Below are 14,565 nucleotides of genomic sequence, written 5' to 3' on the forward strand. Positions count from 1 at the left end.
ATTTATCGGCTACGCACAAGCCAACCAGCCAGCCCTGCCTCTCAATCATCGTCGGCCATGATTTGGGTTTCCAGGGTATCAATCTCGCCCCGGTATTGGTCGCGCTGGGCTTTCAAGATGTCGCCAATGGAGATGATGCCCAGAAGCTTGCCTTCTTCGACGATGGGAATGTGGCGGAAGCGGTGTTCGGTCATGGTGTGGGCCAGCGAGTGGATGTCGTCTTGTGGCGTGCCGGTGATCACGTCGTGGGTCATCAGGTCGGCCACGCTGTGGTCGAAAACCTGTTCATTCACGGCCGCTGTCCGAATAATATCCCGCTCCGACAAAATACCAATCGGACGGCCGTTGTCATCCACCACTACCAACGCGCCAATGTTGTGGCCTACCAACAGCCCGATGGCTTCACGAATCGGCCTGTCTGGGGCGATGGTCATCACCCCCATCCCTTTTGTTGCCAGAATCCTTCGAACTTTCATGGTCTCTACTCCATTTGTAACGATAAACAAAATAGGGGCGCATAGTTTGCGCCCCTATTTGATAACCTGCCCATCCGGTCAACACATTAACCGGATACCAACTCTAACCAAGTGTAGATCAAAATCGGGTCAGAGGCAAAATACGGCCGTTAATTCCCGCCCATGACCCCGTGCAAACTGTCACAGGCCGGGCACGACGTATCTGGCCGAATGATAGCATAACCGGCTTGTGGATCGCCAGTTATGTCAAACTCCGTGAAATCCACATTATACACCGTCAGCAAACGCACTTTGCCCCCGGTGCGCGACAGTGTGACAGCCTCGGCCAGCCACTGCGCCTGATTGGCTACCGTCGTATTGGCCGCCCAAGAAAAATTCGGCGGCAAACCGGGGAAGCCCTCCGGCGATAGATAGCCTAGTTCCGTAAAACAGACCTGCCGCGTCCCGGCAAAGGTGTTGTGGTACAGATTCAGCGTCGGCAAAAAATACCAACTGTAGTGCGAGCCGCCCGGATGCCCCACCGTCACCGTCGGCGAAGTCGCCCCGGCGTTGTGGTGAACGCCGATACAGTCCAGGTAATTCACCGCCCCCGCCTGCCACATGCCCGTCAGATACCGATTATCGGCCCAGGCGTTGTAGCCATTGTCGAAACCGGTCGGCGCCAGTGCGCCAGAGATCACGATAACGTTGGGGTTGGCCTGTTTAATCGCCTGGTACGCCGGCGCCAGCATATTATTCACATAAGACACCGGGCTGATTTCACCGGCCGGCCATTCAAAATCTATATTTTGCTCATTCCAGACTTCAATGGCGTCTGGTCCCAGGGCCGCCACGCCGCTCAAAAACTGCGTCAGGCTGGCAAAATTGATGCTGCCCGGCGCAGGATAAGTGTTGGCCCCCGTCACCGACACCAACACCTTAAATCCCTGGTTGCGCGCCGCATTAATCACCCCAGTCACCGCCTCTGGCGAATCGCCGGCCGTCCATTTGTACTGAAACTTGGCCCAGGTCATCCCAGCGTACTGCATCCGCTCTGGGTAAGCCAGACTCAACGTCTGCCCACCCAATTCAAAGTTAGAAGTGGGCGGCGGTGGTGGCGTGGGCGACGGCCCAGGCGTGGGCGACGGCCCAGGCGTAGTCGTCGGCAGCGGCCCGACGGGGATGATAAGCACCTGACCGGGGAAGATCAGGTTGGGGTTGGGGATATTGTTCAATTGGACGATGGCATACACCGTCGTGCCAAACCGACTGGCAATAGAAGAGAGTGTATCGCCCCGCTGCACCACGTAGGTCGTTGTGCCGGGCGGGACGGTGGGGGGTGGCACGGTAGGCGGGGGAACGGCCGTACCGTCGGGAATCTCCAAATAGTGTCCGGCAAATATCAAGTTGGGGTTAGAGATATTGTTCACCCGCGCCAACGTGTCCACTGTTGTGCCAAAGTGGCGCGACAAGCCCCACAACGTATCCCCCCACTGGATTTGGTAGGTAAACGCCGACACCACTGTCACCGTGATCAGCACGCCGACCAACGCCAAAACAACGGCTACTACACGCGACTTCTTCATAACATCCTCCTCAATGAGGTCCGCAGCAGACTAGTACCCGTAATCCGTAATCCGTAGGGCGCTAACTCTGGCAAATGCCACCGGAAAGCGGCATAGGGACTTCGGTTTACGGCTGCTAGCAAACTGACGAACCCGAACAATGACAAACAACTTCAAGCGCCACAATCACTATTTCAAGAGACGCTCGCGTTTTTACATTATAAGCAATCTTAACATAAACACAAGCATAGAATCTACTGCGCACCTCATGGATGAGGTATACTTGCCTGAAATGACAAGAGAGAGCGAAAGCAAGAGCGAGAGGAAGAAGTCTTGCCAAACTCTAGCTCGAGCTATTTCAAGGGGGATAGAGTTGTCAAATCTTAAAGATTTGACAACTCCAGCAATAAAGGACGTTTTATGATCGCCGAAACCGCCGCCAGACTGCGCCAAAACATCCAAAAAGTTATCGTTGGCAAAGACGAGATCATCAACCTGGCCCTCATTGCCATGTTATGCGAAGGGCATATTCTGTTGGAAGACGTGCCCGGCACGGGCAAAACGACACTGGCAAAAACCATCGCCGCCTCGTTGGGCTGCACTTTCGGCCGCGTTCAGTTCACCCCAGACCTGCTGCCCTCAGACGTGACCGGCATTTACTATTACAATCAGAAAGCGCAGGAGTTTGAATTTCGCCCTGGTCCTGTCTTTGCCCAAATTGTCCTGGCCGACGAGATCAACCGGGCCACGCCGCGCACCCAATCGGCGCTGTTGGAAGCGATGCAGGAACGACAGGTGACGGTGGACATTGCCACTCACAGCCTGCCACGGCCGTTTCTCGTCTTAGCCACACAAAACCCTGTCGAGTTGGAGGGAACCTTCCCCCTACCCGAAGCGCAGTTGGACCGGTTCTTGCTCAAAGTGGCGCTGGGCTACCCCAGCGCGGACGAGGAGAGCGACATTTTGCTGCGCTTTGAGCGCCGCGACCCGCTGGACAGCCTGGAGAAAATGGTCGAACCGGAAGAGATTTTGGCAATGCAAACGGCCGTGCGCCAGATCCGCGTCGAAACCTCGGTGCGCCATTACATCGTCAACGTCTGCCGCGCCACCCGCGACCACGATGACATCGAGTTGGGGGCCAGCCCACGGGCCACGATGGCCCTCTACCGGGCGTGTCAGGCGTTGGCGGCGGTAAACGGCCGTGGCTTTGTCATCCCCGACGACGTCAAACAGATGGCCCCTCACGTCCTCACCCACCGCCTCATCGTCAACCCACAAACCCGTCTGCGCGGCCGCAGCCCAGAGCAGGTGATCGCCGAAGTCGTGGCCACCGTGCCCGTGCCTGTAGAGGATGGCGCAGGGGACTGGTAGCAGTTTTCAGTTTTCAGTGTTCAGTGTTCAGTGGTCGGTGTGCCATGCAAAACTACGAGACGATTGAACTCATCGCGCGGGAAAACCGGCGCGACGTGCAGAAAAAAGCGCGGCGTAACCTGATGCAGGCGGCAGCTACCGGCCAAAACCTGGATGTGGCCGATTTTGCCAGAGCGCGGGGCATGGTGGTGCGTGAACGAGAAAATTCGATCTTTAGCGACGCCTGGCCGCTGTTGGCGGCCGTTTTTGTATTGATCGGTTTGGCCGCCGGACGTAACCCGGACTGGCTGGCCCTGGGCCTGGCGCTGCTGCTCATCATCGCCGTCAGCTACGTGTGGAAAAACTTGTCGCTGCTGGGCGTCACCTACGAGCGCAGCTTCGACCGTACCCGCGTTTTCCCCGGTGAACCTATCACCATGACCCTGACCGTTGGCAACCACAAACCGCTGCCCCTCGCCTGGCTGCAATTTCAGGATGAGCTGCCCATCGCCCCCGGTGAAACCGACGAAATTGCCCGTCTGGCCAGCGAAATGGCCGGCAAACATGTGTATCAGAATACTTTTTCGCTGCACGGCCGTGAAAAAACCCAGCGCCACACCACCCTCACCTTCCCCCGGCGCGGCTACTACAAACTCGGCCCGGTCACTTACCGCTCTGGCGACATTTTCACCCTGTTCACCCGCGACCAACAGCGCCAATACATAGATACCTTGGTGGTCTATCCGCAAATCTGGCCGCTCAGCGAATTGGGCCTGCCGGCCAAAGAGCCATTTGGCGACGCCCGCGTCCGCCGCAGCCTGTTCACCGACCCCATCAAAACCCAGGGCATCCGCGACTACCAGCCGCAAGACCGCTTCCGCGATGTCCATTGGAAAGCCACCGCCCGACACGGCCGTTTACAAACCAAAGTCTACGACCCGGCCGTGGGCATGACCCTGGCCGTCTTCCTGAACGTGGCGACCTATGCCAAACATTGGATGGGCTATAACCCCGATCTGTTGGAACGGGCCGTCAGCGTGGCCGCCTCCAGCGCCCATTATGGCGTGCAGCAAAAGTGGGCTGTCGGCGTTTATGCGAATGGGACCGTGCCCAATTCTGACCAACCCATCCGCATCTTGCCAGGCCGCAGCCCTGACCAGATCAACCATTTGCTGGAAGGATTGGCCGTCGTCACCGAATTTGCCACCGGTTCCATCGAGAAGATGATCTTGCGCGAAAGCCCCGGTCTGCCCTGGGTGGCAACGGCCGTGTTGGTAACAGCCGTCGTCACCGACGAGATCATGATCACCCTGCTGCGCCTTAAAGAAGCCGGCCGCCGCGTCGTCCTCATCTCCCTGGCCGAAGAGCCGCCGCCAGCGTTTGGCGACATCCTCACCTACCACATCCCGGCCACCGCGCTCGCCTTCCAGACCGGCCAGCCAGCGCGCACAACCACCGAAGCCGCCCTCAGCGCCATCCCTGTGCCGCAGCCAGTGGTGTTAGAGCTGGAAACGGCCGTCCACCCATGACCACGCCCGCCCTTCCCTCAACCGCCTCGGCGGCGCGCCCATCGGCCAGACTCCTGTGGGGCCACACCCACCACGAACTCATCTACATCACCTGGGGCGTAATGGAAATTGCCCTGCTGACGCCCTTTGCCTTCGCCTTGCTGCGCTGGGCGCAGTTCTGGCCGCCCACGCTGCTGGCGCTCTGCCTGCTGCTGCTCATGCTGCTGCCCTTTAATCTGGCCCGGCTGATGAGCGCCCTGGATTGGGACCGCGAACGACAGCGCCGGATTCTGGTGGTGGCCCTGCTAATCACCGTGCTGGTGGCCTGGCGCGCACTGTTTTACCGGCCCGCTTCGCTGCTCGATTGGGCCTGGCTGGGCGAATTTGCCGCCAACCTGGCGGACATCAACAATCGGGGGTGGCTGCGCGATTTGTCGCTGTTTTTGTTGATTGCCCTGGTCTGGTGGCGCGGGCTGCTGCTGGTGGACAAAGATTTCTCCATTGTGGGCGCCGGGCTGCGCCTGCGCGTAGGTGGCTTGATCGTCGCCCCACTGGTGGTCTGGTTTGCCAACGGCCGTCTGCTCTGGAGCATCGTCCCGTTCCTGCTGCTCTTCTTCCTGGCCGGGTTAACGGCCGTCGCCCTCATCCGCGCCGAAGAGGTGGAACAGGCCCGTTCGCGTCGCTCCGCGTCGCTGCACCCACGCTGGTTGACGGCCGTTTTTCTGGCGGCCCTGCTCATCATCCTGGCGGCCGGCCTGCTGGCGCTGTTGGTGGCCGGCGAATCGGCGTTAACGGCCGTGCGCTGGCTGACCACACTGCGGCAGGCGCTGGTCGTTGGCGGCGCAGTCATCGGCAGCACCCTGTTCCACCTGGCGCTGCCCTTTCTGAAACTCATTGGCTGGCTGGTGGAGCTATTGATCGCCTTGCTGGCCCCGTTGATGAGCCAACTGGCAACTCCCACGCCCCGGCCAACCCTCGACCCCCTCATTTTACCGCCCGAAGCGACGCGCATCGTCAACCCCACGGCAATTGGCATCGCCGGACCGAAACTCATCACCGTCTTGCTCATGGTCGCCGTTATCCTGCTGGTGACATTGGCCCTGGGGCGGCTGTACCGTCAGGCAGAACTGGCCGCGCGCAGCAGCGAGCAAACCGACAGCGCCACCCGCCCACCGCAAAATGCCAGTTTGGGCCGTCGGCTGCTGCACCGGTTGGGGCTGCTACGCAATTGGCGCACGGCCGTTTCCATCCGCCGCATCTATGCCCAGTTGTGTCGGGCTGCCGCCGCCAATGGCTACCCCCGCGCCGCCGCCGAAACCCCCTTTGAATACCTGGCGACGCTGGCGCTCGCCTGGCCCAATCACATTTCTGAAAGCCAGCTCATCACCCAGGCTTATGTCAACATCCGCTATGGCGAACTCCCCGAAAACCGCGCCGAGCTAGACGCGATTCAGACAGCCTGGAAACGGCTGGAGGCAACCAAACCGATGGAAACGGCCGTTGCCAATGCCACAACTGTCAACCTGACCAAACGAGTCAAAAGCGACAACAGCAGCGGTTAAAACAGCCTTGTCTGCCCAGACCCGACGCCTCTTTTAGACCTGTCGGGTCTCAAATTGCCGCCCATTCTTCGTTTGACAGCCCTAGATAGTTATGTTATGATTTTTTCGTTCTAACTAACATAAAATCAAGCTGCAAACAAGCGTGACTAAGGAGATTTCAGAATGAGATCCCGTACCGAAATGATGGTTGACCGCCTTCGGGACTTACAAGCAGGAACGCCAGACATCGAAGCCTCAGCAGTTGTCAGTGTTGATGGCTTAATCATGGCCTCCTCACTACCGGCCGATGTGGATGAAGACCGCATCTCGGCCATGTCCGCCGCCATGCTCTCTCTAGGCGACAGAATTTCCAGCGAACTGCGTCGGGGCACACTCAAACGTGTGTTTATTGATGGCAGCGATGGGATCATCGTGTTGATGGCTGTCGGGGAAGACGCCGTATTAACGGTTCTGGCCCGCGCCCAGGCCAAATTAGGTCTTATCTTCCTGGATATGAGCCGGGCCGTGGAGGACCTGACGCGCCTCCTCTAACTGCAAGGGAATTATGCGAAAGCCCTTTTCGCAATAAACGCACAGATCATTTTTGAGCGGAGGGGCATGTCACCCTGGATGACATGCCCCTCCGCTTTTTTTGGGGTGACAAATGGATACAAAGTTTATTTTTTTCACGGGTGGTGTGGTTAGTTCTGTGGGCAAAGGCGTTACGGCGGCAGCCCTGGGACGCTTGTTAAAAGCTCGGGGCCTGAGCGTGGCCGTGCAAAAGTTGGACCCTTACATCAACGTGGACCCCGGTACGATGTCGCCGTATCAGCATGGCGAAGTGTTTGTCACCGACGATGGCGCGGAAACCGACCTGGATTTAGGACATTACGAGCGCTTCATAGACATCAACCTGAATCAGGTGTCCAACGTCACCACCGGGCGGGTATACGCCGAAGTGATTGCCCGCGAGCGGCGCGGCGATTATCTGGGCGGCACGATTCAGGTCATCCCCCACATCACCAACGAAATTAAACGCTGCATCTTCCTGGTGGCCGAAAAGAGCCGGGCGGACGTGGTGTTGGTGGAAGTAGGCGGCACGGTGGGCGACATCGAAAGCCTGCCGTTTATGGAAGCGCTGCGCCAGATGCGCTCCGACGTGGGGCGGCGCAACACGTTATACGTCCATGTCACGTTTTTGCCGTACATTGGGGCCAGCCATGAATTGAAGACCAAACCGACACAGCACAGCGTGCGCGAGCTACGCAGCATCGGCATCCAGCCAGACATGATCATTGCCCGCGCCGACCACCCCATCCCTGAAGACCACATCCGCAAAATCGCCCTGTTTTGCGACGTACCCAAAAAAGCGGTAATTCCGGCCGTCACCAGCGATATCCTTTACGCCATCCCCCTGAAATTAAAGGCCACCAACATGGACAACTATGTGGTGGAACGGCTGAAAATTAGAGACACCAACGAGCCAGACCTGAGCCAATGGGCGGCGCTGATTGACGAAATTCGCTGCCCCAAACCAACGATTCGCGTGGGTATTGTGGGCAAATATGTGGAGCTGCACGACGCCTATATGAGCGTGCGCGAGGCGCTGTACCACGCGGGCATCCCCAACAATCGGCAGGTGGAAATTGAGTGGATTCATTCCGGCGACCTGGAAAAGGGCAAGGGCTGGGAGTTGTTTGATGGATTGGACGGCGTGATTGTGCCCGGCGGATTTGGCGAGCGCGGGATTGAGGGCAAAATTGCCACGGCGCGTTGGGCCAGGGAAAATCGGGTCCCGTACCTGGGTTTGTGTTTGGGGATGCAGGTGATGTGTATTGAGTTTGCCCGCCACATCCTGGGCAGCGATGAACCGAACAGCACCGAATTTGATTCACAAACCGAGCATCCGGTCATCAGCCTGATGCCCGACCAGCATCACCTGAGCGACATGGGCGGCACGATGCGCCTGGGGTCTTATCCCTGCCAGTTGGTGGCAGGCACGCAGGCGGCGGCCGCTTATGGCGAAACCTTGATTCAGGAGCGGCACCGCCACCGGTGGGAGTTTAACAACAGTTACCGGGAACTGCTGCACGACGCGGGCATGGTGTTTAGTGGGCTGTCGCCCGACGGCCGTCTCGTGGAAATCGCCGAACTGCATGACCATCCGTTTATGCTGGGCAGCCAGTTCCACCCAGAATTCAAGAGCCGGCCCAATCGGCCGCACCCACTGTTTAAGAGCTTTATAGAAGCGGCCGTGCGCCGGCAAGAAGCGCGCCAGATGGTTGGCGCTAACGGCCTTGCGCCTGTGATTGAGGAGATTCCGGCAGCAATGGGCTAGAACTTTTTGACAACCCTTTTTGGTTCTGGCTTGTCCAGGTTAAAAGCAGCGAGTTGCGGGGCATCCCACACTCCGCACTCCGAAATCCGAAATTCCCACGGAGGTCCCATGCAGTTCAAAACCATTATCGAACCGTTTCGCATCAAGGCGGTGGAACCCATCCGCCATACCACCCGCGCCGAACGCGAAGCCGCTTTGCGTGCGGCCGGTTATAACCTCTTCCTGCTGCGGGCCGAGGACGTACTCATTGACCTGCTGACCGATTCGGGCACGGGGGCGATGTCGTCGGCCCAGTGGGCCGGCATGATGCTGGGCGATGAGAGTTATGCCGGGGCCAAGTCATTTTATAAATTTGAAACGGCCGTGCGCCACATCACCGGCTTCAAACACGTCATTCCCACCCATCAGGGACGCGCCGCCGAACGCATCTTGTTCGGCTCCAGCCTGAAGCCGGGCGACATCGTGCCCAACAACACCCACTTCGACACCACCCGCGCCAACACCGAATATCGCGGCGCGACCGCGCTGGACATCCCCATCGCCGCAGGGCGTGATCCACAGATCATCCTGCCGTTCAAAGGCAATATAGACCTGGACCGGCTGGAAGAAACCCTGCGCGACAACCCCGGCGGCGTGCCGTTGGCGATGATCACTGTCACCAACAATTCCGGCGGCGGGCAGCCGGTGAGCATGGCCAACATCCGCGCCGCCAGCGAGATTTGCCATCGTCACGGCGTGCCCTTTTTTCTGGATGCCTGCCGCTTTGCCGAAAACGCCTACTTCATCAAGCTGCGTGAGGTAGGCTACGCCGACAAAACGCCGCTGGAAATCGCCCAAGAGATGTTCAGCTATGCCGATGGCTGCACCATGAGCGCCAAAAAAGATGGCATGGCTAACATCGGCGGCTTTCTGGCCCTGAACGACGATGCCCTGGCAGAGAAGTGCAAAAATCTGCTCATCCTCACTGAGGGTTTCCCCACCTACGGCGGTCTGGCCGGCTATGATCTGGAAGCCATCGCTGTTGGGCTGGAAGAGGTGCTGCACGAGGATTATTTGCAATATCGCCTGCGCTCGGTGGCCTATCTGGGCGACATTCTGACAAACGCGGGTGTGCCGATCATGCAGCCGCCTGGCGGCCACGCCATTTACATAGACGCCAAAGGGATGCTGCCCCACATCCCGCAGAGCGAATATCCGGCCTGGGCGCTGTCGCTGGCGCTGTATCTGGAGGGCGGGATTCGCTCGGTGGAAATTGGCTCGGTGATGTTTGGGCAGCAGCCGGACGGCAGCGAAAAGCCGGCGGCGATGGAGTTGGTGCGTCTGGCTTTTCCGCGCCGTGTCTATACGCAGAGCCACGTGGATTATCTGGCCGAAGTGATTTTGTATGTCAATACGCTGAAAGAGCAAATTCGCGGGGTGCGTATGGTGGCTTCGCCGCCGGTGCTGCGCCACTTTTCGGCGCGTCTGGAGCCGGCGCATGGCGCGTTGTTTGCGGCGTAGGCGTGACGGAGTGACAAGGGTGACAAGTGGCAGGGTGACGGGAAGAGGGGTGATGATGGTTGATGGGATTGATTTGGTGGTGGGTGAGAACAATGAGCGGGAGATTCGGCAGCGGGTGACGTTGTTTATCCGGCGGCGGGATGAGTTGTTGGTGATTCGGCGGAATCAGAACGGCCGTTTCTTTTGTGTCATTCCCGGCGGTGGTGTGGAACCGGGCGAAAGCCCGGCGCAGGCTGCCCTGCGCGAAGCGTTGGAAGAAACCAGCCTGGCTGTCACTCTGGGTCCGCAGTTATGGACCCGCCCCTTCAGCACACCATTGGGCAGCGGCGACATGCTGCACCAGATCGAACATGCATACTTGATCACCCAATTTTCGGGCACGCCCAGGCTGGACCTGACCGAGTTCCCGCACCAATCGCCAGACAACCGGTACGAGTTGGCCTGGATTCAGGTGGCAGAGCTGCGGCAAACGGCCGTCTACCCCGGCCCTCTCGATGAATCCGCCCTACGAACCATCTACACCATCGAACACCGAACACTGATCACGGCACTCTACGGTCCACCGCCTCGGCGATGCGCCGCATCTCCCGCACCAGGGCGGCAAACTTCTCCGGCTTCAACGATTGCAGCCCATCAGACAACGCCTCATCCGGGCGCGGATGAACCTCGATAATCACGCCATCAGCGCCAGCGGCAACGGCCGCTTTGGCCGCCGGGGCCACATATTCCCATTTGCCCGTCGCGTGGCTGGGGTCGGCAATCACCGGCAGATGAGACAAATGTTTGGCGACGGCAATGGCATTAATGTCGAAGGTATTGCGCGTATACTTCTCAAAGGTACGAATGCCGCGCTCGCACAACATCACCCGCGTATTGCCATGACTCAGAATATATTCGGCGCACATCAGCCACTCCTCAATGAAGCTGCTCATACCCCGTTTTAGCAAAACCGGATGCTGCGACTTACCCACCGCATGCAGCAGGGCGTAATTTTGCATGTTACGCGCCCCAATCTGCAAAATGTCGGCGTATTCACACACCAGGGGAACCATCGCTGGTTCCATCACTTCAGTGATGATAGGTAAGCCGGTTTCTTCCCGCGCTTCTGCCAGATATTTCAGCCCCTCTTCGCCCATGCCTTGAAAGGCATAGGGGGAAGATCGCGGCTTAAACGCGCCGCCGCGCAGCACATGCGCCCCGGCTTCCTTCACCGCGTGGGCCGTCTCGATGATCTGGCTGCGGCTTTCAACAGAGCAAGGTCCGGCCATGATGATCAAATCTGTGCCGCCAACGCTGTGTTTGCCAAGGGAAAAGGTGGTGTTTTCCGGGTTGAATTCGCGGCTGGCAACTTTGAATGGCTTTAAAACAGGCACAACCCGCTCTACGCCAGGCATCCGCTCAATCTGCTCTTTATCTAGCTGCCGCTCATCGCCAATAACGCCGATGATGGTGCGCTCTTTGCCGTCTGACAGGTGAATCTTAAAGCCCAACGATTCCGCCCGCGCGATCACGGCCGATTTTTCCTTCGTCGTCGCCTGGGCATCCATGATTACAATCATCATTTTTTGGCCTTTGGTTTTTTGATTGACATAACACTCTTTAGCCGCGCTGTCCCTCTACCCCGGCAATTCGCGGAACACTGCCTACTGAACACTGAACACTGAACACTGAACACTGAACACTATGACCCGACTAACCGGCCGCCAACGTCACACTTTGCGTCCAGGACAACATTCTGAGCAAGAACGAATCGGTGACTTCGTTCACCGTTTCCAGGCGATGGGGTTCCTGGCTGCTCTGAAAGAGCGTCGTCAACTCCTCATCCTCGCCGCCCAGGGGATGCCCATTCTGCCGCACGATGACCAACGGCCGTGCTGATAATCTGCCTATATGCCGTGACAGCATAAATGTATAAGGATTCTCATTGGCAAAAATATGGGGCGGCTGCAATCCGGCCTGGGCACGGCCAATGGCAATCACCGCCTGCACCTTGTCTGTGCCCGCGCTCCACAAAAGCGCCAGCCCGGCGCTCATCGGCTGACCGATGACAATGGGCTGGCCGGGCAGCATTTGGATAAAGAGGCGCAAATCTTCCCACAACATTTGCGGCGTCAGGCGCTCCGGCACACTGGCGTGCAGCAAATAGCGCAGCGGGTCCAGGCCATAGACGGCGTACCCATCCTGGGCCAATTGGCGGCACATCTTCTCATCACTCTGGCCAAAATGGCCGTAGGTGGACAGGTAGACCACTGTCGGCGGGACGAGATCCTGCGTCCCAACGGCCGGATAATAATAGGTTTCCATCACCGCGCCAGAACGCAGCGGCCAGACGTTCACCCGCCCTTCGCGGATGGTGGGCGTGCCCAGAAAACCGAAGTTTATTTTGCCAAAACGCTCTTCGGACCAGGCGGCGATGGCGCTGAGGTCCAGTTTGAAGTTGTGGCGACCCAAGACGCCATCACTCTCGCCGGTTCCACGCAGATCGAACACCAGATGGGCAATACGGCCGTCTGGCCCATAAGACTTTACTTCCTGCCGGGCACAGGTAATGACGCTGCTTTTTGTCAGGGGAAATTTGGGGACCCAAACACGCAGCACGCGCAGTTTTTCATCTGTCAGGTTAACTGGTTTGACCAGAATTGCATCCAGATAGAGGTCATCATCGGTGAGAATGCCAAAATTTTCTTCGACGTAGGGAGGCGTGTTCATCAATGATCCTTACTCGTTTTCCGGCGTTGGCTCCAACGTGGGTTCCAGTACAACAGAGAAGGCATAATTGGGCATCAGGTCTACCACCCGGTTGTAAGCCTCAAAAATGGTCTTGTCCACGCTGAAGTAGCCGCTCAACATTTCCTGTAAAACAACGGAAAAGGTCAACTTCTGATACAACATCGCCATCAGGCCGCCCTGCCCCTCACGAAAACCCCAACGCTGCGATTCGGCGATGCCATCCCGCAGTTGCGACACGGTGTCCTGGTCAAAAATATCGGCCAGACTTAGATCGCTGCCGGCCAAAGGAAGCTCAGCCCAGGCGTTGATGAAGCGCTGCGGCTCAGCGGCGGTTCCCAGGCGCATGGGTACTTTGCGCTCCGGCTCTACAGCCAGCCAGGTTTCGTACCCTTCGTTAAACCAGTATTCGGCAAAGGCAACGGCCGTTTCCGGGTCTGCTGCGCTGGTAATTCCCAGGTAGACAATCTCGCCAAACTCTGCGGCCGTCGTCCCACTCCCCCGAATGGCGGTGATGATACCACTATTTTCGGCCAGATGCTCAGGATTTGCCAGACACTCGGGGCAGGTGGGCCGATAGGCGGCGTCCAGCCCGGCCAGCATCGGCAAAATGCGCGGCGAGGCCATGATCATGCCGGTGCGCCCCTCCAGGTAAGCGTTGCGGGCGCTGGTATCGGTTTGTACGCCAATGGGGCTGAATTGATGGACGATGTTGTAATAGAAATTGATGGCTTCCTGGCAGGCCGGCTGCAATAGAAGAACTTCGCCGGCGGCGTCCAGCAGTTGGCAGCCGTTGGCCGCCGCCAGATGCTCAAACGCCTGATGGGTGGTCACCAGATTCGATTCGGTGGGGATGACAAAGCCAGAACGTAAATTCTCGCGGTCGTAAATGGCTTCGGCGGCGGCCAGCATGGCGGCGTAATTGTCGGGGGTGGCCAGACCGCGTTCAGTAAACCAGTCCTGGCGGTAAAGCAAAAGTTGATGGTAGCCGTCGCTGGGCAAAGCGGCCGTTTGCCCGTCTACCTGCACCAGCGCCAAAGCCTCCGGGTTGAACGTGTCGCGGCCGATGCGTTCCAGAGCGGCTTCGGCCGCGGCCGTATTCAACGCGCCGCGCTCGGCCCAGCCAACGGTGTATTCCAGTGGGTGGATGATGATATCGGGCAGGGCATAGCTGTCGGAGACGATGGCTGTTTCTACCAGTTCAGGCAGCAAGCCGGGCGCGACAAAACGCAAGACGACGTCTACCCCGGCGGTCTGGCTAAAGCCGGCGGCGATGGCGCGCACGGCCGTTTCGTGGTCTGGCGAGGTCTCATTGACCCAGACGGTGAGCGCGGGGTTGGGTTGGGCTGGTGGGCGGGTGGCGGCGGTGGGGACAACGGCCGTATCTCCGCCCAAAGAAAGCACCAGCGGTTCCGGCGTCGCCAGTGGCGTTAGCTGGGCCTGGGCGGTGGCCGTAGCCAGGCGCGGCGGATCGCCCATCACCTGGCAAGAAGTCGCCATCAACAGCAGCACAAACAATGAAATCCAAAAGCAGGGCGAGCGTAGGGAAGTGGCAATCGGTGCAAGCAGCGCCATGGGTGG

11 protein-coding genes are annotated in these 14,565 nt (G+C 58.7%); 6 read left to right on the top strand and 5 right to left on the bottom strand.

Annotated features, from left to right (window positions below):
* Positions 1-41: 41 nt before the first annotated feature.
* Together IPM39_02250 and IPM39_02255 are read right to left on the bottom strand one after the other, a co-directional pair.
* Positions 42-476, bottom strand: a complete 435-nt coding sequence (locus IPM39_02250; protein MBK8984893.1) for a CBS domain-containing protein — start codon at positions 474-476, stop codon at positions 42-44.
* Between the two features lie 149 nt (positions 477-625).
* Positions 626-2,041, bottom strand: a complete 1,416-nt coding sequence (locus tag IPM39_02255; protein MBK8984894.1) for a LysM peptidoglycan-binding domain-containing protein — start codon at positions 2,039-2,041, stop codon at positions 626-628.
* 399 nt (positions 2,042-2,440) lie between these two features.
* On the opposite strand from IPM39_02255, the gene IPM39_02260 reads away from it, so the two are divergent.
* The 6 genes from IPM39_02260 (at position 2,441) to IPM39_02285 (ending at position 10,257) form a co-directional block, all read left to right on the top strand.
* A complete protein-coding gene (locus IPM39_02260; GenBank protein MBK8984895.1) occupies positions 2,441-3,391 on the top strand; it encodes a MoxR family ATPase in 951 nt (316 codons plus the stop codon).
* 44 nt (positions 3,392-3,435) lie between these two features.
* A complete protein-coding gene (locus tag IPM39_02265; protein MBK8984896.1) occupies positions 3,436-4,899 on the top strand; it encodes a DUF58 domain-containing protein in 1,464 nt (487 codons plus the stop codon).
* Positions 4,896-6,440, top strand: coding sequence for a DUF4129 domain-containing protein (locus tag IPM39_02270; GenBank protein MBK8984897.1), 1,545 nt, complete (start codon positions 4,896-4,898; stop codon positions 6,438-6,440). The genes IPM39_02265 and IPM39_02270 overlap by 4 nt, the downstream gene beginning before the upstream one ends.
* A gap of 162 nt (positions 6,441-6,602) precedes the next feature.
* On the top strand, positions 6,603-6,971 hold the full coding sequence (locus IPM39_02275; GenBank protein MBK8984898.1) for a roadblock/LC7 domain-containing protein: 369 nt from the start codon (positions 6,603-6,605) through the stop codon (positions 6,969-6,971).
* 112 nt (positions 6,972-7,083) lie between these two features.
* Positions 7,084-8,757 (top strand): CTP synthase, encoded by a 1,674-nt coding sequence (locus IPM39_02280; GenBank protein MBK8984899.1) that lies wholly within the window; start codon positions 7,084-7,086, stop codon positions 8,755-8,757.
* A 108-nt stretch (positions 8,758-8,865) separates the two neighbouring features.
* Positions 8,866-10,257 carry a tryptophanase gene (locus IPM39_02285; protein ID MBK8984900.1) on the top strand — a complete coding sequence of 464 codons (1,392 nt, stop codon included), beginning with the start codon at positions 8,866-8,868 and terminating at the stop codon, positions 10,255-10,257.
* Positions 10,258-10,799: 542 nt separating this feature from the next.
* On the opposite strand, the gene aroF is transcribed toward IPM39_02285, so the two are convergent.
* The 3 genes from aroF to IPM39_02300 all read right to left on the bottom strand — a co-directional run bounded on the left by aroF (position 10,800) and on the right by IPM39_02300 (position 14,559).
* On the bottom strand, positions 10,800-11,816 hold the full coding sequence (gene aroF / locus IPM39_02290) for a 3-deoxy-7-phosphoheptulonate synthase (GenBank protein MBK8984901.1): 1,017 nt from the start codon (positions 11,814-11,816) through the stop codon (positions 10,800-10,802).
* 133 nt (positions 11,817-11,949) lie between these two features.
* On the bottom strand, positions 11,950-12,966 hold the full coding sequence (locus tag IPM39_02295; GenBank protein MBK8984902.1) for a hypothetical protein: 1,017 nt from the start codon (positions 12,964-12,966) through the stop codon (positions 11,950-11,952).
* Between the two features lie 9 nt (positions 12,967-12,975).
* Complete coding sequence (locus IPM39_02300; protein MBK8984903.1) at positions 12,976-14,559, bottom strand: extracellular solute-binding protein; 1,584 nt, start codon at positions 14,557-14,559, stop codon at positions 12,976-12,978.
* Between the last annotated feature and the right edge of the window lie 6 nt (positions 14,560-14,565).

The organism is Candidatus Leptovillus gracilis (genome assembly GCA_016716065.1).
Classification (GTDB): domain Bacteria; phylum Chloroflexota; class Anaerolineae; order Promineifilales; family Promineifilaceae; genus Leptovillus; species Leptovillus gracilis.

Excerpts from the sequence above, each read along its gene's own strand:
- IPM39_02250 (MBK8984893.1), bottom strand. The coding sequence starts at position 476 with ATGAAAGTTCGAAGGATTCTGGCAACAAAAGGGATGGGGGTGATGACC.
- IPM39_02255 (MBK8984894.1), bottom strand. The coding sequence starts at position 2,041 with ATGAAGAAGTCGCGTGTAGTAGCCGTTGTTTTGGCGTTGGTCGGCGTG.
- IPM39_02260 (MBK8984895.1), top strand. The coding sequence starts at position 2,441 with ATGATCGCCGAAACCGCCGCCAGACTGCGCCAAAACATCCAAAAAGTT.
- IPM39_02265 (MBK8984896.1), top strand. The coding sequence starts at position 3,436 with ATGCAAAACTACGAGACGATTGAACTCATCGCGCGGGAAAACCGGCGC.
- IPM39_02270 (MBK8984897.1), top strand. The coding sequence starts at position 4,896 with ATGACCACGCCCGCCCTTCCCTCAACCGCCTCGGCGGCGCGCCCATCG.
- IPM39_02275 (MBK8984898.1), top strand. The coding sequence starts at position 6,603 with ATGAGATCCCGTACCGAAATGATGGTTGACCGCCTTCGGGACTTACAA.
- IPM39_02280 (MBK8984899.1), top strand. The coding sequence starts at position 7,084 with ATGGATACAAAGTTTATTTTTTTCACGGGTGGTGTGGTTAGTTCTGTG.
- IPM39_02285 (MBK8984900.1), top strand. The coding sequence starts at position 8,866 with ATGCAGTTCAAAACCATTATCGAACCGTTTCGCATCAAGGCGGTGGAA.
- aroF (MBK8984901.1), bottom strand. The coding sequence starts at position 11,816 with ATGATTGTAATCATGGATGCCCAGGCGACGACGAAGGAAAAATCGGCC.
- IPM39_02295 (MBK8984902.1), bottom strand. The coding sequence starts at position 12,966 with ATGAACACGCCTCCCTACGTCGAAGAAAATTTTGGCATTCTCACCGAT.
- IPM39_02300 (MBK8984903.1), bottom strand. The coding sequence starts at position 14,559 with ATGGCGCTGCTTGCACCGATTGCCACTTCCCTACGCTCGCCCTGCTTT.